General features: G+C 70.3%; 17 protein-coding genes and 1 tRNA gene. 12 read left to right on the forward strand and 6 right to left on the reverse strand.

All coding sequences use genetic code 11. The features are described from left to right. From OHU34_RS24900 to OHU34_RS24930, 7 genes are all read left to right on the forward strand, one after another. Complete coding sequence (locus tag OHU34_RS24900; RefSeq protein ID WP_405768375.1) at positions 1-711, forward strand: transglycosylase family protein; 711 nt, start codon at positions 1-3, stop codon at positions 709-711. A gap of 342 nt (positions 712-1,053) precedes the next feature. Next, positions 1,054-2,340 (forward strand): phosphopyruvate hydratase, encoded by a 1,287-nt coding sequence (gene eno / locus OHU34_RS24905; RefSeq protein ID WP_054244161.1) that lies wholly within the window; start codon positions 1,054-1,056, stop codon positions 2,338-2,340. Positions 2,341-2,499: 159 nt separating this feature from the next. Beyond that, positions 2,500-2,976: a septum formation initiator family protein gene (locus tag OHU34_RS24910; RefSeq protein ID WP_142264678.1), complete on the forward strand. Its 477-nt coding sequence runs from the start codon at positions 2,500-2,502 to the stop codon at positions 2,974-2,976. A gap of 100 nt (positions 2,977-3,076) precedes the next feature. Next, positions 3,077-3,622 carry a DUF501 domain-containing protein gene (locus OHU34_RS24915; protein ID WP_230195515.1) on the forward strand — a complete coding sequence of 182 codons (546 nt, stop codon included), beginning with the start codon at positions 3,077-3,079 and terminating at the stop codon, positions 3,620-3,622. Next, a complete protein-coding gene (locus OHU34_RS24920; protein ID WP_405768379.1) occupies positions 3,619-4,560 on the forward strand; it encodes an exopolyphosphatase in 942 nt (313 codons plus the stop codon). Before OHU34_RS24915 ends, OHU34_RS24920 begins: the two co-directional genes overlap by 4 nt. A 453-nt stretch (positions 4,561-5,013) precedes the next feature. After that, positions 5,014-6,408, forward strand: a complete 1,395-nt coding sequence (locus tag OHU34_RS24925; protein ID WP_142264676.1) for an NAD(P)/FAD-dependent oxidoreductase — start codon at positions 5,014-5,016, stop codon at positions 6,406-6,408. 313 nt (positions 6,409-6,721) lie between these two features. Continuing rightward, entirely contained in the window at positions 6,722-8,011 is a 1,290-nt protein-coding gene (locus OHU34_RS24930; RefSeq protein WP_230195516.1) for a cyclopropane-fatty-acyl-phospholipid synthase family protein, read from the forward strand. A gap of 63 nt (positions 8,012-8,074) precedes the next feature. On the opposite strand, the gene OHU34_RS24935 is transcribed toward OHU34_RS24930, so the two are convergent. Both OHU34_RS24935 and OHU34_RS24940 read right to left on the reverse strand, forming a co-directional pair. Next, positions 8,075-10,603 (reverse strand): ABC transporter permease, encoded by a 2,529-nt coding sequence (locus tag OHU34_RS24935; protein ID WP_142264674.1) that lies wholly within the window; start codon positions 10,601-10,603, stop codon positions 8,075-8,077. A gap of 50 nt (positions 10,604-10,653) precedes the next feature. Beyond that, positions 10,654-11,424 carry an ABC transporter ATP-binding protein gene (locus tag OHU34_RS24940; protein ID WP_142264673.1) on the reverse strand — a complete coding sequence of 257 codons (771 nt, stop codon included), beginning with the start codon at positions 11,422-11,424 and terminating at the stop codon, positions 10,654-10,656. 391 nt (positions 11,425-11,815) lie between these two features. On the opposite strand from OHU34_RS24940, the gene OHU34_RS24945 reads away from it, so the two are divergent. From OHU34_RS24945 to OHU34_RS24955, 3 genes are all read left to right on the forward strand, one after another. Then, positions 11,816-11,899 (forward strand) — tRNA-Leu (locus OHU34_RS24945). A gap of 194 nt (positions 11,900-12,093) precedes the next feature. Then, a complete protein-coding gene (locus OHU34_RS24950; RefSeq protein WP_142264672.1) occupies positions 12,094-13,269 on the forward strand; it encodes a 4-hydroxybenzoate 3-monooxygenase in 1,176 nt (391 codons plus the stop codon). A gap of 233 nt (positions 13,270-13,502) precedes the next feature. Further along, entirely contained in the window at positions 13,503-14,396 is an 894-nt protein-coding gene (locus OHU34_RS24955) for a Bax inhibitor-1/YccA family protein (RefSeq protein ID WP_142264671.1), read from the forward strand. Between the two features lie 82 nt (positions 14,397-14,478). Here the strand turns inward: OHU34_RS24955 and OHU34_RS24960 are convergent, their stop codons facing one another. Next, the gene (locus OHU34_RS24960; protein ID WP_020128488.1) at positions 14,479-14,706 is read right to left on the reverse strand and encodes a DUF4287 domain-containing protein; all 228 of its coding nucleotides are present in this window, start codon (positions 14,704-14,706) and stop codon (positions 14,479-14,481) included. Positions 14,707-14,810: 104 nt separating this feature from the next. Between OHU34_RS24960 and OHU34_RS24965 the strand changes: the two genes are divergently transcribed. Further along, complete coding sequence (locus tag OHU34_RS24965) at positions 14,811-15,122, forward strand: hypothetical protein (RefSeq protein ID WP_230195519.1); 312 nt, start codon at positions 14,811-14,813, stop codon at positions 15,120-15,122. Between the two features lie 3 nt (positions 15,123-15,125). On the opposite strand, the gene OHU34_RS24970 is transcribed toward OHU34_RS24965, so the two are convergent. From OHU34_RS24970 to OHU34_RS24980, 3 genes are all read right to left on the reverse strand, one after another. Further along, on the reverse strand, positions 15,126-15,935 hold the full coding sequence (locus OHU34_RS24970) for a hypothetical protein (RefSeq protein ID WP_142264670.1): 810 nt from the start codon (positions 15,933-15,935) through the stop codon (positions 15,126-15,128). Positions 15,936-16,232: 297 nt separating this feature from the next. Continuing rightward, positions 16,233-17,453: an acetyl-CoA C-acetyltransferase gene (locus OHU34_RS24975; RefSeq protein ID WP_142264669.1), complete on the reverse strand. Its 1,221-nt coding sequence runs from the start codon at positions 17,451-17,453 to the stop codon at positions 16,233-16,235. Positions 17,454-17,672: 219 nt separating this feature from the next. Continuing rightward, the gene (locus OHU34_RS24980; protein WP_142264668.1) at positions 17,673-18,710 is read right to left on the reverse strand and encodes an SGNH/GDSL hydrolase family protein; all 1,038 of its coding nucleotides are present in this window, start codon (positions 18,708-18,710) and stop codon (positions 17,673-17,675) included. A gap of 161 nt (positions 18,711-18,871) precedes the next feature. On the opposite strand from OHU34_RS24980, the gene OHU34_RS24985 reads away from it, so the two are divergent. Then, positions 18,872-20,260, forward strand: a complete 1,389-nt coding sequence (locus tag OHU34_RS24985; protein WP_054244172.1) for a cystathionine beta-synthase — start codon at positions 18,872-18,874, stop codon at positions 20,258-20,260. The last annotated feature ends 402 nt before the right edge of the window (positions 20,261-20,662 follow it).

Genomic DNA, 20,662 nt, shown 5'->3' on the forward strand with positions numbered 1-20,662 from the left:
ATGCTGTTTTCCGCCAAGGGCAAGCACCGCCGTCCCTCCAAGGCGACCCGCGTCGCCACGCTCGCCGGCGTCACCGGCGTCGCCATCGCCGCCCCGCTGCTGGCGGCCGGCAACGCCTCCGCCGCCACCGCCTCCGAGTGGGACGCGGTCGCCCAGTGCGAGGCCGGCGGCAACTGGTCCATCAACACCGGCAACGGCTACTACGGCGGTCTGCAGTTCTCGGCGTCCACCTGGGCCGCGTACGGCGGCACCGCCTACGCCTCCACCGCCGACCAGGCCTCCAAGTCCCAGCAGATAGCCATCGGCGAGAAGGTCCTCGCGGGTCAGGGCAAGGGTGCCTGGCCGGTCTGCGGCACCGGCCTGTCCGGCGCCGCCTACAACGGCTCGAGCGCCGGCTCGTCCAGCTCCTCCGGCTCGTCCAGCTCCTCCGGCTCGTCGAACAGCGGCAGCACCAGCAGCCGCTCGACCGAGGAGCAGAGCGCCTCCCGCTCGACCGACCGCCCGGCCGCCTCCAAGACGGTCACCACCCCGACCGGCAAGAAGGTCAAGAAGGGTGACGGCGAGTACAAGGTCGTCAAGGGCGACACCCTCAGCTCCATCGCCGAGAAGCACAAGGTCAAGGGCGGCTGGGCGAAGCTGTTCGAGCTGAACAAGGACATCGTCACCGACGCCGACCTGATCTACCCGGGCCAGCAGCTCCACCTGAAGTGACACCTGGCCCCCAGAGAAGCCACAGCGCCCTCATATGCGAGGTCGGCACACTGAAGACCTCGTGAGGGTCACCCCCCGTCCCCACGGGCCCCCCGCTCCGGTGCGTGTTCCCCCGTACGCACCGGAGCGGGGTTTCTCTTTGCCCGTTCGTCACTTCCTGTCGGCTTTTCTCGGCCACCCCCTTTGTTCCGGGCGGAAACAATAGGTACCGTCTGTCTGTCCACGGGACGGTCGGTCGACTGCCGACGGTCCCGGGGCGGTTAGGCTCTAGTCGCAAGGCTCAGCAAGGGCTCATCAAGGCCCCCGGGCCCCGCACAACCAGCGTCACATCCCAAGAAGGAGATGCTCGTGCCGTCCATCGACGTCGTCGTAGCCCGGGAAATCCTGGACTCCCGAGGCAACCCCACGGTCGAGGTCGAGGTCGGCCTCGACGACGGCAGCACGGGTCGTGCCGCCGTTCCGTCCGGCGCCTCCACCGGTGCCTTCGAGGCCATCGAGCTCCGCGACGGTGACCCCAACCGCTATCTCGGCAAGGGTGTCGAGAAGGCCGTCCTCGCCGTCATCGAGCAGATCGGCCCGGAGCTCGTCGGCTACGACGCCACCGAGCAGCGCCTGATCGACCAGGCCATGTTCGACCTGGACGCCACCGACAACAAGGGCTCGCTCGGCGCCAACGCCATCCTCGGCGTCTCGCTCGCCGTCGCGCACGCCGCCTCCGAGGCCAGCGACCTGCCGCTGTTCCGCTACCTGGGCGGCCCCAACGCGCACCTGCTGCCGGTGCCGATGATGAACATCCTGAACGGCGGCTCGCACGCCGACTCCAACGTGGACATCCAGGAGTTCATGATCGCCCCGATCGGCGCGGAGTCCTTCTCCGAGGCCCTGCGCTGGGGTGCCGAGGTCTACCACACCCTCAAGAAGGTGCTGAAGACCAAGGGCCTGTCCACCGGCCTCGGCGACGAGGGCGGCTTCGCCCCGAACCTGGAGTCCAACCGCGCCGCGCTCGACCTCATCATCGAGGCCATCAAGCAGGCCGGTTACGTCCCCGGCGAGCAGATCGCGCTCGCGCTCGACGTCGCCGCGTCCGAGTTCTACAAGGACGGCAAGTACGAGTTCGAGGGCAAGTCCCGCTCGGCCGCCGAGATGACCGAGTACTACGAGGAGCTCGTCTCCGCGTACCCGCTCGTCTCCATCGAGGACCCGCTGTACGAGGACGACTGGGCCGGCTGGAAGGTCATCACCGACAAGCTGGGCGACAAGGTCCAGATCGTCGGCGACGACCTCTTCGTCACCAACCCCGAGCGTCTGGCCCGCGGCATCGAGGAGGGCTCCGCCAACGCCCTGCTCGTCAAGGTCAACCAGATCGGTTCGCTGACCGAGACCCTGGACGCCGTCGAGATGGCCCAGCGCAACGGCTTCAAGTGCATGATGTCCCACCGTTCCGGCGAGACCGAGGACGTCACCATCGCCGACCTCGCGGTCGCGGTGAACTGCGGTCAGATCAAGACCGGCGCCCCGGCCCGCTCGGACCGCGTCGCCAAGTACAACCAGCTGCTGCGCATCGAGGAGATCCTCGACGACGCCGCGGTGTACGCCGGCCGCTCCGCCTTCCCGCGCTTCAAGGGCTGAACCTTCCCGCACGTCCGCTCCGCGGACCCAGGGCACAGCAAGGGCCGACGCCGCCCGACCTAACCGGGTCAAGGCTCCGCCAGTCGTACGTACGTCCCCGTACCGGTCCCGTACCGTGTGCGGGGACGTACGTACGTGTGAGACGGGAGGCGGGAAGCAGTGGCCGTGAAGGACCGGGACCGTTTCTCCACCGCGACCAGGATCAAGCTGCTCGGCGAGCAGACCGCGGCCCGGGTCTACCGCTCCCAGACCAAGCGCCAGGCCCGCCGCTCCCGGCTCACCGGCCGCGCCGCGCTCCTCGCGCTCGTCCTGTGCACGCTGATCGTGGCCCTGGCCTATCCGATGCGCCAGTACGTCTCGCAGCGCGCCGAGATCGCCGATCTGGAGCGCGAGAAGCGGCAGGCCAGCGAACGCGTCGAGCAGCTGCGCGACCTCAAGGCGCGCTGGCAGGACGACGCCTACGCCGAGCAGCAGATCCGGCAGCGCCTGCACTACGTGCTGCCGGGGGAGACCGGTTTCGTCGTGATCGATCCGGACGCGGCCAGGCAGTCCCGCGCCGACCTCGGGGCGGCCGACCGCCCCTGGTACGCGAACGTCTGGGACGGCGTCGACAAGTCCGACGCCTCCGACCAGTGAACCGACCGGCGGCCGCAACCGGCAGCCGGAACCGGCAGTCGGAGCCGGTACTCAGAGCCGGTGGCCGGAGCCGCCGGCCAGAACCGATAGAAAGACAGGCATGGAAACGCCCCCGCCGACCACCCCGCGCACCGAGCCCACCGACGCGGACGTCGAGGCCTTCAAGCAGCAGCTCGGACGGCCGCCGCGCGGACTGCGCGCGATCGCGCACCGCTGCCCGTGCGGTGAGCCGGACGTCGTCGAGACGGCCCCCCGCCTGCCCGACGGCACACCCTTCCCGACGCTGTACTACCTGACGTGCCCGAAGGCCAACTCGGCCATCGGCACGCTCGAGGCGAACGGCGTGATGAAGGAGATGACGGAGCGGCTCCAGGCCGACCCGGAGCTGGCCGCCGCCTACCGTGCCGCGCACGAGGACTACATCCGGCGCCGGGACGAGATTGAGGAACTGAAGAACTTCCCCAGCGCGGGCGGCATGCCGGACCGGGTGAAGTGCCTGCACGTGCTCGTCGCGCACTCCCTGGCGGCCGGCCCGGGCGTGAACCCCCTCGGCGACGAGGCGCTGGAGATGCTCCCGCAGTGGTGGCGCAAGGGCACGTGCGTGGCGCCGGTCGAGCGGGACGACGCGACGGCGGCCGCCCGGTGACCCGGGTCGCCGCCGTCGACTGCGGTACGAACTCGATCCGCCTCCTCGTCGCCGACGCCGACCCGGAGACCGGCGAGCTGGTCGACCTGGACCGCCGGATGACGATCGTCCGCCTCGGCCAGGGCGTCGACCGCACCGGACGGCTCGCCCCCGAGGCGCTGGAGCGGACCTTCGCGGCCTGCCGGGAGTACGCGGCCGCCATCAAGGAGTACGGCGCGCAGCGGCTGCGCTTCGTCGCCACCTCCGCCTCCCGGGACGCGGAGAACCGGGACGAGTTCGTGCGCGGGGTGCTGGACATCCTCGGCGTCGAGCCCGAGGTCATCACGGGCGACCAGGAGGCCGAGTTCTCCTTCACCGGCGCCACGAGGGAACTCGACGGGCGTGCGGACCTGGCCAAGCCGTTCCTGGTGGTGGACATCGGCGGCGGCTCGACCGAGTTCGTGGTCGGCGACGACCGGGTGCGTGCCGCGCGCTCCGTCGACGTGGGCTGCGTACGGATGACGGAGCGGCACCTGGTCGTGGACGGGAAGGTCACCGACCCGCCCACCGCCGGGCAGATCGCCGCGATGCGCGCCGACATCGAGGCCGCCCTCGACCTCGCCGAGCGGACGGTCCCGCTGCGCGAGGCGCACACCCTGGTCGGCCTGGCCGGCTCGGTGACGACGGTCGCGGCGATCGCGCTGGGGCTGGACGCGTACGACTCCACGAAGATCCACCATGCGCGGATCGGTCTCGACCGGGTCCGGAGCATCAGCGACGACCTTCTCCGGGCCACCCACGAACAGCGCGCGGCGCATCAGGCGATGCACCCGGGCCGGGTGGACGTGATCGCGGCGGGCGCGCTCGTCCTGCTGGCGATCATGGAGCGGATCGGCGCGCAGGAGGTCGTCGTGAGCGAGCACGACATCCTCGACGGCATCGCCTGGTCGATCGCGTGAGCCCGGCGGACCCGCTACTTGCACTCTGCTGAGCAGGCAGGATGCGCGTATGAGCAGACCCGAGGGGCCCTTCGTGGCCCCTCGGACGCGTTCCGGAGGCACCCCCTCGGGAAAGTTCGTGAAGTTCTTCACAAGGAATTCGGCCCTGTCGGAGGACAGAGGCGTCTCCGTTGACCCTTCCGGGGGCCCAACACCCCTGTGAACGTGTTCAAAAGAGGCGCGCGCGGACGTATCGCGGAGGTCTGGGGAGGGTGTCTCCGGCGGCCCTCACGGAGCCCTTCCGAGCCCGGAGAGGCAGCTCACGCGGCATTGACAACGCCATGCCCTACACGCTGGTTCCCGCTCCGCGCCATGACGTGGATCACGCGGGCCGCGGAGGATAGCACACACCCCCGGGAAGCTTGTGAAGGGGCGCACGAGCGACCCCCCTCGAGCGGGTGGATACTCGATGGCATGAGCACCACGGAGCGTCCCAGGATCCTCGTAGTAGGCGGTGGGTACGTAGGCCTGTACGCAGCTCGGCGCATCATGAAGAAGATGCGCTACGGCGAGGCGACCGTCACGGTCGTCGACCCCCGGTCGTACATGACCTACCAGCCCTTCCTCCCCGAAACCGCCGCCGGCAACATCTCCCCGCGCCACGTCGTCGTCCCGCTGCGACGCGTGCTGCCCAAGGCGGAGGTCCTCACCGGCCGGGTCACCACCATCGACCAGGACCGCAAGGTCGCCACGATCGCGCCGCTGGTCGGCGAGGCGTACGAGCTGCCCTTCGACTACCTGGTGATCGCGCTCGGCGCGGTCTCCCGCACCTTCCCGATCCCCGGCCTCGCCGAACAGGGCATCGGTATGAAGGGTGTCGAGGAGGCCATCGGCCTGCGCAACCACGTCCTCGAGCAGCTCGACAAGGCCGACTCCACGACCGACGAGGAGATCCGCCGCAAGGCGCTCACCTTCGTCTTCATCGGCGGCGGTTTCGCCGGTGCGGAGACCATCGGTGAGGTCGAGGACCTGGCCCGGGACGCGGCCAAGTACTACAAGACGGTGTCCCGCGAGGACATGCGCTTCATCCTCGTCGACGCCGCCGACAAGATCCTTCCCGAGGTCGGCCCCAAGCTGGGCCAGTACGGCAAGGAGCACCTCGAGGGCCGCGGTGTGGAGATCTACCTCTCCACCTCCATGGACTCCTGCGTCGACGGCCACGTGGTGCTGAAGAACGGCCTCGAGGTCGACTCCAACACCATCGTGTGGACGGCCGGCGTCAAGCCCAACCCGGTGCTGGCCCGTTACGGCCTGCCGCTGGGCCCCCGCGGTCACGTCGACACGGCCCCGACCCTCCAGGTCCAGGGCACCGACTACATCTGGGCCGCCGGCGACAACGCCCAGGTCCCGGACGTGGCCGCCCGCAAGGCCGGCGTCGAGAACGCCTGGTGCCCGCCGAACGCGCAGCACGCGCTGCGGCAGGCCAAGGTCCTCGGCGACAACGTGATCTCCGGTATGCGGGGCTTCCCGCAGAAGGAGTACTCGCACTCCAACAAGGGTGCGGTGGCGGGCCTCGGCCTCCACAAGGGCGTCGCGATGATCGTCATGGGCAAGATGAAGATCAAGGTCAAGGGCCGCCTCGCCTGGTACATGCACCGCGGCTACCACGGCATGGCGATGCCGACGTGGAACCGCAAGATCCGTGTCTTCGCCGACTGGACGCTCGGCATGTTCCTCAAGCGCGAGGTCGTGGCGCTGGGTGCGCTGGAGTCCCCGCGCGAGGAGTTCTACGAGGCCGCGAAGCCGGCGCCGGTCGCCGCGAAGCCGGCCGCCGAGAAGACCGAGAACGAGAAGGCCAAGGCCTCCTGACTGTCGGTCACCCGACCTCCGGTCACCCGGCTTCGGTCACCCGACCTCAGGTCACCCGACCTCCGGCCTCCGGGCCGACGGTCACCGAAACACCCCCGAAGGGGCCGTCCGCCATCCGTGGTGCGGACGGCCCCTTCGGCGTGCACCGTGCCTGAGCCCGTGCCGGGGCCCCGCGCCGAGTGCCGACGGTGACGCGTGCCCTGTGCATGTATTTTGCCGAGCCGTGACGGCCGCGCGGGACTGGACGGCGCGCTCTTCCGTGTTTACGTGGTGTCAGGACATTGCGGGATCACCCGTCACGGAGGTGTGCATCATGGCTGACGTCGCGCCGCGGCTCCATGCCCTCGTCGAGCAGTTGCTGGGAGCCCCCTTCCCGGTGCGCGTCCGCGCCTGGGACGGTTCGCAGGCGGGCCCGCCTGACGCGCCGACCCTGGTGGTACGCAATCGCCGGGCCCTGCGCCGGCTCCTCTTCAAGCCCGGTGAACTCGGCCTCGCCCGCGCCTGGGTGTCCGGCGACCTGGCTGTCGAGGGGGACCTGTACACCGCTCTCGATCTGCTGTCCGGCCTGATCTGGCAGCGCGGCGAGGATGCCCGTACGCTCGGCCGGGCGCTGCGCGACCCGGACTTCCGTGCGGCGGTGCGCGGCCTGCTGAAACTCGCCGGACCGCCGCTGCCGCCCGCCCCGCCGCGTGAAGAGGTCCGCCGGGCCGGGCACCTCCACACCCGGCGCACCGACCGACGCGCCATCAGCCACCACTACGACGTCGGCAACGACTTCTACGCGCTCGTCCTCGGCCCGTCCATGGTCTATTCGTGCGCCTACTGGGAGTCCGGGGACAGCACCCTCGAACTCGCCCAGCGCGACAAACTCGAACTCGTCTGCCGCAAGCTGGACCTGAGAGCGGGGTCGCGGCTGCTGGACGTCGGCTGCGGCTGGGGCTCCCTCGCCATCCACGCGGCCCGCGAGCACGGCGCGACCGTCGTCGGGATCACCCTCTCCCAGGAGCAGGCGACGTTCGCCCGCAAGCGCGTCGCCGACGCCGGGCTCACCGACAAGGTCGAGATCCGCGTCCAGGACTACCGGGACGTCACCGACGGGCCGTTCGACGCGGTCTCCTCCATCGGGATGGCGGAACACGTCGGCTCCGAGAAGTACCTGGAGTACGCGCAGGTCCTGTTCGCGCTGCTCCGGCCCGGCGGCAGGCTGCTCAACCACCAGATCGCCCGCCGTCCGCAGCGCGACGAGTCGGCGTACGGCGTGGACGCGTTCATCGACGCCTATGTCTTCCCGGACGGTGAGCTCGCCCCCGTCGGCACCACGGTCGGCCAGCTCGAACGCGCGGGCTTCGAGGTCCGTGACGTCGAGTCGATCCGCGAGCACTACGCCCTCACCCTGCGCCGCTGGGTCGCCCGGCTGGAGGCCGGCTGGGACCGGGCCGTCCACCTGACCAACCCCGGTCGGGCCCGGGTCTGGCGGCTCTACATGGCCGCCTCCGCCGTCGCCTTCGAACGCAACCAGATCGGCGTCAACCAGGTCCTGGCCGTGCGGACCCCCGGGTCGGGCGACTCCGGGATGCCGCTGCGCGCCCGCACCTGGAACTGACGGCCGTCCGACGCACGAGGGGCCCCGCCGCAGCACGCGACGGGGCCCCGAACCGGTTCTGCCCTACTCGGACTTGATCGCGGCCAGCATGTTCAGGCGCGACGCCCGCCGGGCCGGCCACAGCGCGGCCAGGATGCCCACCCCGGCGGCCAGCAGCAGGAACACGGCCATCCGGGCCCACGGCACGACCAGTTCGTACGTCGCCATGCGGGTGCCGAGCAGCTCACCGGCGGCCCAGCCGAAGAACACGCCCAGGCCGATGCCGAGCACCCCGCCGAAGAGCGAGATCACCAGGGACTCCAGCCGGACCATCCGCTTGACCGAGCGCCGGTCCAGGCCGATGGCCCGCAGCATGCCGATCTCCTGGGACCGCTCGAAGACCGACATCGCGAGGGTGTTGATGACGCCGAGGACCGCGACGATCACGGCCATCGCGAGCAGCCCGTAGAGCATGTTCAGCATCAGCGTGAACATCTTCGCGACCTCGTCGGAGAGGTCCTGCTTGCTCTGGACCTTGATGGCCGGGTTGGCGCCGAGGGCCTTCTCCAGCCGGTCCTTCGTGGCGTCCGAGGTACCGCCGGACGTCTTGACCATGACCCGCATGTCGGCCGGCTCGGCCAGGTGCGGGGTGAGGGCGGCGTTGTCCAGCAGGATGCCCTCGATCAGCTCGTTGCCCTCGTAGACCCCGGAGACCGTCAGCTGCTGCTTCTTGCCGTCCTCGTAGTTCACCGTGAAGGACGAGCCGGCCTTCCAGCCGTGGGACTCGGCGGTGGCGTCGTCGACGACGACCTGCCCGCCGCCCACCTTGAAGGAGCCGTCGTCGACCTTGAGGTCGGTCAGCCCGCCGATGGTGGAGCCGGTGACGCCGGTGAGGTACTCGGTCGTGCCGTCGATCCGGCCGGGCGCGTTGCGCATCGGGCTGGTGGCGGTGACCCCGTCGGTGGCCTTCAGCTTCTCGTCGATGTCGGCCGAGAGTTCGTTGCCGTTCGCCATCGACACGACGTAGTCGGCCCGGATCGCGGAGGACGCCATCTTGTCGATGGACTTCTGCAGGCTGCCCGCCATCACCGTCATACCGGTGATCAGGGTCAGACCGATCATCAGCGCGGAGGCCGTGGCCGCCGTACGGCGCGGGTTGCGCACCGAGTTCTGCCGGGCCAGCTTGCCGGACACCCCGAAGATCCGCAGGACGGGCGCGGCGGCCCCTATCAGCGGACGGGACAGCAGCGGCGTCAGGATGAAGACGCCGATGATGAGCAGGACCGCGCCGAGACCCATCGGGGCCTGGCCGTCCGAGCCGCTCATCGTCGTCGCGGCCAGGACCACGGCGACTCCCGCCGCCGAGAACAGCGCGCCCAGCGTGTTGCGCAGCACCAGCGACTTGGTGCTCGCGGTGGCGTGCACACTGCTCATCGCGGCGACCGGCGGGATCTTCGCGGCCCGGCGGCCGGGCAGCCAGGCCGCCAGCATGGTGATGACGACGCCGACGACGAGGGCGGCGGCGACCGTGCCGCCCGAGACGACGAGCGGTCCGTCGGGGACGGTCGCCCCGAGCGTCCCCAGCAGGGAGCGCAGCCCGGCCCCGATGCCGACACCGGCGATCAGGCCGGTCACCCCGGCGACCGTGCCGACGACGAACGCCTCGATCAGCACCGACCGCGTGACCTGCCGGCGGGAGGCGCCGACGGCCCGCATCAGGGCGAGTTCCTTGGTGCGCTGGGCGACCAGCATGGTGAAGGTGTTGGCGATGATGAAGGTGCCGACGAACAGCGCGATCCCGGCGAAGACCAGCAGTCCCTGCTTCATCCCGCTCATCGAGGCGGCGATCATCTCCGCCTGGTCGTCCGCGAGTTGCTTGCCGGTGACGGTCTCGACCCGGTCCTTGGGCAGGGCGCTGTCCAAGGCGGACTTCAGGGCGCTCTGCGAGGTCCCGTCGGCGGCCCGGACGTCGATCTCGTCGTAGGTGCCGGTCTTGCCGAAGAGGGTCTGCGCGGTCGCCGTGTCGAACAGGGCGAGGCTGCCGCCGGCCGCGACGTTGCCGTCGTCCGTGGTGAAGATGCCGGTGATCTTCGGGGTGAGGACGGGGCCGTCGACGGAGATGCGTACGGTGTCGCCGACCTTGTACCCGGCCCGCTCGGCCGTCCGGGAGTCGATGACGACCTCGTCGGCGCCGCTCGGCGCGTGCCCGCCGGTGAGCGGGTACCGGGCGTCCTTGGCACCCCAGTAGTTGCCGCCCTGCGACTGGAAGCCGCCGCCGACGAGCTTGCCGTCCTTGTCGGCGATGGCGGTGAAGCCGTTGACGACGCCGATGGCGGACGCGGCGCCCGGCACCTTCGCGCTCTGCTCCAGCAGCGCCTGGGTCAGCTCGGGCGTCTTGACGATGCGGTCGCCGACGTCGGCCTGGGCCTCGGCGGTGACGGCGACGTCGACCTGGTCGAAGCCCTTGGCGGAGCTCTTCTGGAGGGCGCCGGAAAGGGTGTTGGTGAAGACCAGGGTCCCCGACACGAAGGCCACGCCGAGCATCACGGCGAGCACGGTCATCAGGAGCCGGGCCTTGTGCGCGAGTACGTTGCGCAAGGCGGTACGGAACATGGGTTCTTCTCAGTCCTGCTCGTCGGCGAGCGGTCGGTCCCGGTGGGGGATCAGCTGGTGCGGCCCTTGGCGTCGAACTGCTTCATCCGGTCGAGCACCGAGTCGGCCGTCGGGCCGTACACCTCGTCGACGATCCGCCCGTCCGCCAGGAAGATCACCCGGTCCGCGTAGGCCGCCGCCACCGGGTCGTGGGTCACCATGACCACCGTCTGCCCCAGCTCCCGCACCGAGTTGCGCAGGAAGCCCAGCACCTCGGCGCCCGAACGCGAGTCGAGGTTTCCGGTCGGCTCGTCACCGAAGATGATGTCGGGCCGGGAGGCGAGGGCGCGGGCGACGGCGACCCGCTGCTGCTGACCGCCGGAGAGCTGAGAGGGCCGGTGGCTCAGCCGGTCGGCGAGCCCCACCATCTGGATGACCTTTTCCAGCCACTCCTTGTCCGGCTTGCGCCCCGCGATGTCCATCGGGAGCGTGATGTTCTCGATCGCCGTCAGCGTCGGCAGCAGGTTGAACGCCTGGAAGATGAACCCGATCTTGTCCCGGCGCAACTTGGTGAGCTGTTTGTCCTTCAGCGCGCCGAGCTCGGTGTCACCGATGCGCACCGAGCCGGAGGAGAAGCTGTCGAGGCCCGCCACGCAGTGCATCAGCGTGGACTTGCCGGAGCCGGACGGCCCCATGATCGCGGTGAACTCGGCCTGCCGGAAGTCGACCGAGACCCGGTCCAGAGCGACCACCTGGGTCTCGCCCTGTCCGTAGATCTTCGACAGGTCCGTGGCGCGTGCGGCCACGGCGGTGGTCCGTTCGGCGAGGGGGCTGGTGGTCACGGGCGTGGCTCCTGACGGGACGACGGCAAGTCTTGGGGACGTGAACCATCGTCCTGGCCGCCGACGGCCGTGTAGTCACCCGCTGTTCCGGTTCCGAGGGCAGACTCGGGTCGGACGGCGGACCGCCGTGTCATACCTGGGGATGACGCCCGTCCCTGAGGGCCCGGTCGTCAAGAACCGGTGGAGCAACCTCGTTCGGACGGTGAAATTCCGTCATTCCGCGTACGCAAGCGGTTGCCACGCGCGAGGCTACTGGCAAGTGCAGATGGCGAGTTCCAGGTGCTGATGCACCCTCAGACGTCAATAAAATAAGACAACATCGGTCCGCTGTTCCGCTGTTCGAGGGACGGATCCCGATAGGGTCGGAAGCTCCAACGGAGCCGTCAGGCCTGCCCAGATGGTGGAATGCAGACACGGCGAGCTTAAACCTCGCTGCCCCTTCGCGGGCGTGCCGGTTCAAGTCCGGCTCTGGGCACTTCCGACGTCTCGGCGATCGCTGCATCCTCCATTGAGGCATTGACCGCCGCGGCGGTCGGCCCCCTTCGTCGCCCACGCCTCGCCATGCCTCTCGGCGTTCCGACCGTTGACACCCGGTGAACAGGAGCGCAGACTCACGTCCCAATACAGTGAAGAAAACTTCACTGTGCGAACAGTGAAGGGAAACGCCCGATGCGCACCACCGTCGGCATCGTCGGCGCCGGCCCCGCCGGCCTCCTCCTCGCCCGTCTGCTGCACAACGCCGGCATCGACTCCGTCGTGCTGGAGAGCCGCGACCGGGCCTACGTCGAGCAGCGCCAGCGCGCCGGGATCCTGGAGCAGGGCACGGTGGACGTGCTGCGCGCGGCCGGCGCCGGGGAGCGCATGGACCGCGTGGGGCTGCGCCACGACGGCATAGAGCTGCGGTTCGCCAGGCAGCGTCACCGGGTCGACTTCCCCGCCCTCACCGGCGGCCGGTCGGTGATGGTCTACGCGCAGACCGAGGTGTGCAAGGACCTCATCGCGCTCCAGCTCGCGGACGGCGGCCCGCTGCTGTTCGAGGCGGAGGCGCTGGCCGTCGAGGACGCCGGCACCGACCACCCGCGGATCCGCTTCCGCCACGAGGGCGTCGAGGACGTCCTCGAGTGTGACTACGTCGTGGGCTGCGACGGCTTCTGGGGCGTCGCCCGGCAGGCGATCCCGGCCGCGTCGACCCGTGTCTTCGAGCGGACGTACCCCTTCGGCTGGCTCGGCATCCTCGCCGACGTGCCGCCCTCGCACGACGAGCTCGTCTACGCCCGCCACGACCGCGGCTTCGCGCTGCTGTCCATGCGCTCCCCGTCCGTCTCCCGCCTCTACCTCCAGGTGCCCGAGGGCACGGACGCGCAGGCGTGGGGGGACGAGGAGATCTGGGACGAGCTGGAGCGCCGCTTCGAGACCGACGACGACTGGAAACTGGCGCGCGGGGCGATCACCCAGAAGTCGGTCACCCCCATGCGCTCCTACGTGCACGAGCCCATGCGGCACGGCAGGCTCTTCCTCGCCGGGGACGCGGCCCACATCGTGCCGCCCACCGGGGCGAAGGGACTGAACCTCGCCGTCGGGGACGTCGTCACCTTCGCGCGGGCGCTGACGCACCGCAGGGAGACCGGGTCCACCGCTGCCCTGGACGCCTACTCCGAGACCTGTCTGCGGCGCGTGTGGCAGGCCGAGCGGTTCTCGTACGACATGACCACCCTCCTGCACCGCGCCCCCGACGCCACCCCCTTCGAGGACCGTCTCCAGCTGGCCCGGCTGGAGCGGATCGCCTCCTCCCGCGCCGCCGAGACCGACCTGGCCGAGGCGTACACCGGGTTCCCGTTCGGGTGATCGGACAGCGGGTCCCGTCGGGGGCCCCTCCGGGCCCGGCCGGTCTCCGCCCGGTACCGGCCATGTCGCGGCTTGGTCATGAATACGGCCCTCCTGTGCCGGGAATCACGACGCCACGTAGCGTGTTGGCCAGCAGGAAGAGGGAAAGATCCTCCCCAAGCACTAGGGTCAATCCTTTGCCTACCCATTACCCTTGAGCTCAAGGCCGCGCAGTGTGGCCACGGAGGAGTGCAATGAGGAGCAGAAACCCGGTCTTCTCGCGACGGGGGTTCAGCCGCGACAACGGCTACGCGGGCTTCAACGCCGCGCCGCAGGCCGGGGGACCCGCAGTCGGCACGCAGCAGGGCAACCCCTACGCCCAGCAGGCCGGCAACCCGTACGCGCAGAACCCTTACGCCCAGCAGGACCTTCAGTACGGCGCCCCGCCGCAGGCCCCGGCCGCCACCGGCCGGATGACCATGGACGACGTCGTCGCGCGCACCGCGACCACGCTCGGCACCGTGGTCGTCACCGCGGTGCTGTCCTGGGTGCTGCTGCCCGTCGACGAGGCCAACATCGGCAAGTCGTACGGCATCGCCATCGGCGCCGGTCTGGTCGCCATGGTGCTGGCCCTGATCCAGTCGTTCAAGCGCCGCGCGGCCCCCGCGCTGATCCTGTCGTACGCCGCCCTCGAGGGCGTCTTCCTCGGCGTGATCTCCAGCGCGGTCTCCACGTACATCGCGGACGGCGTCGTCGCCCAGGCGGTGATGGGCACCATGGCGGTCTTCGCCGGTGTGCTCGTGGCGTACAAGGCGGGCTGGATCCGCGTCAACCGCCGCTTCTACGGCTTCGTGATGGCCGCCGCGCTCGGCTTCGTCCTGCTGATGGCCGTGAACCTGCTGTTCACCGTCTTCGGCGGCGGCGACGGGCTCGGCTTCCGCAGCGGTCCGCTCGGCATCGTGTTCGGTGTCATCGGCATCCTGCTCGGCGCCTGCTTCCTCGCCCTCGACTTCAAGCAGGTCGAGGACGGCATCGCGTACGGCGCCCCGCGCGAGGAGGCCTGGCTCGCCGCCTTCGGCCTCACGCTGACGCTGGTGTGGATCTACATGGAGTTCCTGCGACTCCTCTCGATCCTCAACAGCGACTGATCCACCCAGACAGTGAGAAGGGCCCCAGGATCCGATCCCGGGGCCCTTCTCCGTGTCCGTAGGGTGGTGTGTCGCGTGCGCGCTAGAGGAGTTTGCGCGCGGCCCTCCTCAGGTCGTACTCGTGGATGATCGCCTTGGCGTGGCCGTACGCGAGGTTGTGCTCGGCGCGCAGCCAGCTGACCTTCTCCTCGAAGCGGAGAGCGGGGCCTTCGTCGACGGTGCGCAGCCAGTCGGCGACCTCACGACCGGTGCAATGGGGGATGCGGGCCAGTATGTTGCGGTGGGTCTCCTCGGAGAGGACATGGGACATCGGCGCCTCCGGTAGCAAAGGGGATGTAAGCCGGTCCTTCAGGTCACCGTGCCTGAGTGTTCGCCCGTTGGCAACAGTGCCGGTGCGACGCGTAGTCTCGCGGCGTGGCTGATACGACGTCCCTGACCCGTGCGGTGGACCACTTCGCCGATCGTCTGCGCGCCGCTTCGCAGAGCCGGCTCCAGAGAGGCGCGGCCACGGAGGCGCTGGCGCTGGCAAGAGAGTTGGTCCGGCGCGCGCAGCTCATCGAGGAGCCCGGAGCGCTGCCGCGCGAGATGCCGGACGCCGGGATGTTCGCCGCCGCCGATCAAATCACCGTCGCCGCGCACGACTTGGCCCTCGTACTCACGGACGAGGGCCAGCTGCGGGAAGCTCTGGAGTTGGTGGCGCAGGCGCAGAAGCGGGCGGGCGTGTGAGCCTCACAGGCTCGCTATGACCCGGTCGGCCAGGATGTAGACGTTCTCCGGCCCGCACTGGAACGTCAGGGTGTATGCGCCCGAGATGCCCGACCCGCCCAGCAGGAACGGCGTCTCGCCCGCGGTGAGGGCCGCGGCCAGGCGCTCCGCCGTCTCGCGGTGGCCCGGGGTCATGCACAGGGTGGTGCCGTCGGCGAAGACGTAGACGTCGAGGGTGCCGAGCGGACCCGGGCGGACGTCGGTCAGTTCGATCTGCGACGCGGCCAGTTCCTCCAGCGTCGCCACCGTGCGCTCGTGGTCGTTCACGACCGGTGACTGGACCGGCACGAAGTCGGGGTGGGACGGGTGACGGCGGCGGGCCGCGGCCAGTTCGGCGGAGTCCCCGGCGAACTCGTCGGCGTCCGCGGTCGGCTCGCTCACCGACTCCAGGGGCTCCAGGCCCACGAAGTCGGCCTGACGGGGCAGGAACAGCTCGCTGTCCGGGAGGCCCAGCAGGGTGGGCGCGTCGGAGGCGTCACGGGCCTCCTGCGCGGCCCAGAAGGCACGGGCCTCGGCCAGCTCCCGCTCGCGTTCCTCCGCCAGCGCGTCGGCGACGGCGGCGCGTATCTCAGCCGCGTCGGCGGTACCGCGGGCGGCCGGGACGAAGCCGCGCAGTTCGGCGGCGGTCTCCTCGGCGTTCCTGGCGTCCTTGGCGAGCTGGGCGTGCAGGGCGGCGACCTGCCGGCGCAACTGCAAGAGGGTGCGCAGGACGGCGACGCCCACGGCGCCCGTGGCGGCCGTGGTGACCAGCAAGGCGATCGGCATGGCGCTCACTGACGTACTCCCGGTTCAAAGTCGACCCCCGACTTCCTACATCAGCTTGAAGGGTGGACTATCCAACTGTCAGTGCGTAACGTCACGAAACGGGCAGGACTTTGGGCCTGGGGTTTGGTGCCGAAAGGCGCTGAGCTGCGTAAATCCCTCCGGGGAGGGAGATAGGTCACATCCTGGGGGAGATTGGATCACAAAACAGCCCGGAGTCCAGGGGCTTTCCGGACTCCGGGCTGATCCGTCACCGCAGGTGCCGACACGGTTACGCAGGGGCCCTCTCGGGGGCCCGCGTCCGGGCGATCAGCTCAGGCGCTCGATGACCATGGCCATGCCCTGGCCGCCGCCGACGCACATCGTCTCCAGACCGAACTGCTTGTCGTGGAACTGGAGGGAGTTGATGAGCGTGCCGGTGATGCGGGCGCCCGTCATGCCGAAGGGGTGGCCGACGGCGATGGCGCCGCCGTTGACGTTCAGCTTGTCCAGGTCGATGCCGAGCTCGCGGTAGGAGGGGATCACCTGGGCGGCGAACGCCTCGTTGATCTCGACCAGGTCGATGTCGCCGATGGTGAGACCGGCCCGGCGCAGCGCCTGGTTGCTCGCCTCGACCGGGCCGAGGCCCATGATCTCGGGCGACAGGCCGGAGACGCCGGTCGACACGATGCGGGCGAGCGGGGTGAGGCCGAGCTCGCGGGCCTTGGTGTCGCTCATGACGACGACCGCGGCGGCGCCGTCGTTCAGCGGGCAGCAGTTGGCGGCGGTGACCATGCCGTCGGGGCGGAAGACCGGCTTCAGGCCCTGGACGCCCTCCAGCGTGACGCCGGCGCGCGGGCCGTCGTCCTTGCTGACGACCGTGCCGTCGGGGAGCGTCACCGGGGTGATCTCCCGCTCCCAGAAGCCGTTCTTGATGGCTTCCTCGGCGAGGTTCTGCGAGCGGACGCCGAACTCGTCCATGTCCTGGCGGGTGACGCCCTTGAGGCGGGCGAGGTTCTCGGCGGTCTGGCCCATCGCGATGTACGCGTCCGGGACGAGGCCGTCCTCGCGCGGGTCGTGCCAGGAGGTGCCCTCCTGCGCGGCGACGGCCGCGGTGCGGGCCTCGGCCTCGGCGAAGAGCGGGTTGCGCGTGTCGGGCAGGCTGTCGGAGTTGCCCTTGGCGAACCGGGAGACCGTCTCGACGCCGGCCGAGATGAAGACGTCGCCCTCGCCGGCCTTGATGGCGTGCAGGGCCATCCGGCTGGTCTGGAGGGACGAGGAACAGTAACGGGTGATCGTGCAGCCGGGGAGGTGGTCCATCCCCATCTGCACCGCCACGATGCGGCCGAGGTTGTTGCCCTGCTCGCCGCCGGGCAGGCCGCAGCCGAGCATCAGGTCGTCGATGTCCCTCGGGTCCAGCTCGGGGACCTTGGCGAGGGCCGCCTGGATGATCGTGGCGGTGAGGTCGTCCGGGCGCAGGTCCTTCAGGGAGCCCTTGAAAGCGCGGCCGATGGGTGAGCGGGCGGTCGAGACGATGACGGCTTCGGGCATCACGGCTCCATTGGCGAGGGTGTTCTTACGGGCACGGCTGTCTGGGAAGTTACCCGTACGTATGGGCTGGGTCACTGGTGTCGCGGTGTGACCCTGACCGCAATTTACTAAGCGCTTGCTTGGGCCTTCGGCGGTGGGCGGGGAATGTGCTGGTGGGTCCACGCGCCGGCCCCTGAGGGCTGTGCCCCCGGAACCCGTCGGCCCTGAAGGGCCTCGTCCTCAAACGCCGGACGGGCTGGCAGGGGACGCGGGTTCCGTTTCCGAGACCCGCCGCCGCTTGCGGCGCTTCAGCAGAGCCCAGGGACCCCGAGGGCCGGTCGGCATCGCCGCGGTGACTTCCGTGCCGGCCTCCGAGGCCGCCTCCGCCGCTGCCCGGGCCACCGGCAGGAAACCCTCGCGGCGGGAGACGTCCGGGCGTTCCTCCTCCGCCGGCCAGAGGCCGAGGGCCGCACAGACCGTGGGGAGGATCGCCATCGCCGCCGTCGCGTACCCCTCCGCCGAGGGGTGGTAGTGGTCGGGGCCGAACAGCTCGCGCGGGTTGGCCTCGAACTCGGGGCCCAGCAGGTCGCCCAGGGAGACCGTGCGGCCGCCCTGCTCCACGGCGCCGATCGTCTGGGCGGCCGCCAGTTGGCGTGAGGCCCGGCGGGCCAGCCAGCGCAGCGGCTGCTGGACCGGCTCGATCGTGCCCAGGTCGGGGCAGGTGCCGACGACGACCTCGGCGCCGGCCGTGCGCAGCCGCCGTACCGCCGAGGACAGATGGCGGACCGATCGGGTGGCCGGCATCCGATGGGTCACGTCGTTCGCGCCGATCATGATCACGCAGACGTCGGGCACCTGGTCGGAGTCCGACAGGACCAGCGCGACCTGGCGGTCGAGATCGTCGGACTGCGCGCCCGGGAGCGCCACGTTGCGCAGCTCCACGGGCCGTTCGGCGACCGCCGCCAGGCCCGAGGCCAGCAGTGCGCCCGGGGTCTGCCCGGAGCGGTGCACGCCCTGGCCCGCCGCCGTGGAATCGCCCAGCATCGTCAGGCGCAGGGGTTCCTTGCCGGGTCCGGGCACGTCGTAGGCGAGGCCGTAGCGGCCTTCGGCCTGCGGGACGTGCGGATGCGTCCCGTTGTTCACGTGGCGCCGCGCCAGATGCACCTCCGCCACTACCAGCCCCACGGCCGCCGCCCCGGCCAGTCCGATGCCGCCGCCGCCGTAGGCCGCGCCGGCCGCGATGCGCCGGGCCACTCTCGCCCTCGACATGCTCGTCATGCCTCGACGCCACCTCCTCGTGTCCGTACACCCACTCCTTGCCCCGTACGGACCGTCGCCCAATCTCAACCGGGAGTGAACGTGCCGACCCGGCCACCGCCCGGGCCGTACCCTGGCGTAACCACTACGACCACTGTTTTTGCAAGCAACCGGAGACAACGGTGCAATTCCACGACTCGATGATCAGCCTCGTCGGCAACACCCCGCTGGTGAAGCTCAACAGCGTGACCAAGGGCATCCAGGCGACCGTCCTGGCCAAGGTGGAGTACTTCAACCCGGGCGGTTCCGTGAAGGACCGCATCGCCCTGCGCATGATCGAGGCGGCGGAGAAGAGCGGGGAGCTCCTGCCCGGCGGCACGATCGTCGAGCCGACCAGCGGAAACACCGGGGTCGGGCTGGCCATCGTGGCGCAGCAGAAGGGGTACAAGTGCATCTTCGTGTGCCCCGACAAGGTGAGCACCGACAAGATCAACGTGTTGCGGGCGTACGGCGCCGAGGTCGTCGTGTGCCCCACCGCCGTGGACCCCGAGCACCCGGACTCCTACTACAACGTCTCCGACCGGCTGGTGCGGGAGACGCCGGGTGCGTGGAAGCCGGACCAGTACTCCAACGCGAACAACCCGCTCTCCCACTACCACTCCACCGGCCCTGAGCTGTGGGAGCAGACGGAGGGGCGGATCACCCACTTCGTCGCCGGCGTCGGCACCGGCGGCACCATCTCCGGGACCGGGCGCTACCTGAAGGACGCCAGCGAGGGCCGGGTCCAGGTCGTCGGCGCCGACCCCGAGGGCTCCGTGTACTCCGGCGGGTCCGGGCGGCCGTATCTCGTCGAGGGCGTCGGTGAGGACTTCTGGCCGACCGCGTACGACCGGACCGTCGCCGACGAGATCGTCCCGGTGTCCGACAAGGACTCCTTCCAGATGACCCGGCGGCTCGCGAAGGAGGAGGGGCTGCTCGTCGGCGGCTCCTGCGGGATGGCCGTCGTGGCCGCCCTGCGCGTCGCCGAGCGGCTCGGCCCGGACGACGTCGTGGTCGTCCTGCTGCCCGACAGCGGTCGCGGGTACCTCTCGAAGATCTTCAACGACGAGTGGATGGCCGACTACGGCTTCCTCGAGGACGAGGGTCCCAGCGCGCGTGTCGCCGACGTCCTCAACGACAAGGTGCACGGCGCCATCCCGTCCCTCGTCCACATGCACCCGGACGAGACCGTCGGCCAGGCCATCGAGGTGCTGCGCGAGTACGGCGTCTCCCAGATGCCGATCGTGAAGCCGGGCGCCGGTCACCCGGACGTCATGGCCGCCGAGGTCGTCGGCTCGGTCGTGGAGCGGGAGCTGCTGGACGCGCTGTTCACCCAGCGGGCCTCCCTCGACGACCCGCTGGAGAAGCACATGTCCGCCCCGCTGCCGCAGGTCGGCTCCGGTGAGCCGGTCGGCGACCTGATGTCCGTGCTCGGCACCGCGGACGCGGCGATCGTCCTCGTCGAGGGCAAGCCCACCGGTGTCGTCAGCCGCCAGGACCTGCTGGCCTTCCTGGCCAAGGGCGGGAAGTGACTTTCGGGGGGCAAGGGCCGAAACCTCGGGGAAACCTCCGGTGAACGGCCCCCTCGGGCGCTGAACTTCCGTTTGCCTACCGAAGTGGTGGACTTCGCGGAAGTGGTACGAGGGTGTCACGTCCGCGCAGCACTCGGTTAACACGCGTCCGGCATATTTATGGGTGTCGGCAGGGCGGGAGCGGCTCCCCGCCCCACCGGCACCAAAACGGCGTCACGGACCTCCGGAGCGGCTCCCGGACCTCCACCGACGCCACGGACGCGAAAGCCCGGCCTGACCCGGCCCGCGTCCCTCGCGGGGACCGCCGTCGTCCCGCCCCCCGGTAACGGGGGTGCGGCGGTCCCCGCGCAAGCTTGGGTCGACTCGGGGCCTGTCCACCGGACAGGCCCCGAGTCGTGTCCG

The sequence above is a fragment of the Streptomyces sp. NBC_00080 genome (genome assembly GCF_045041255.1).
Classification (GTDB): domain Bacteria; phylum Actinomycetota; class Actinomycetes; order Streptomycetales; family Streptomycetaceae; genus Streptomyces; species Streptomyces coriariae.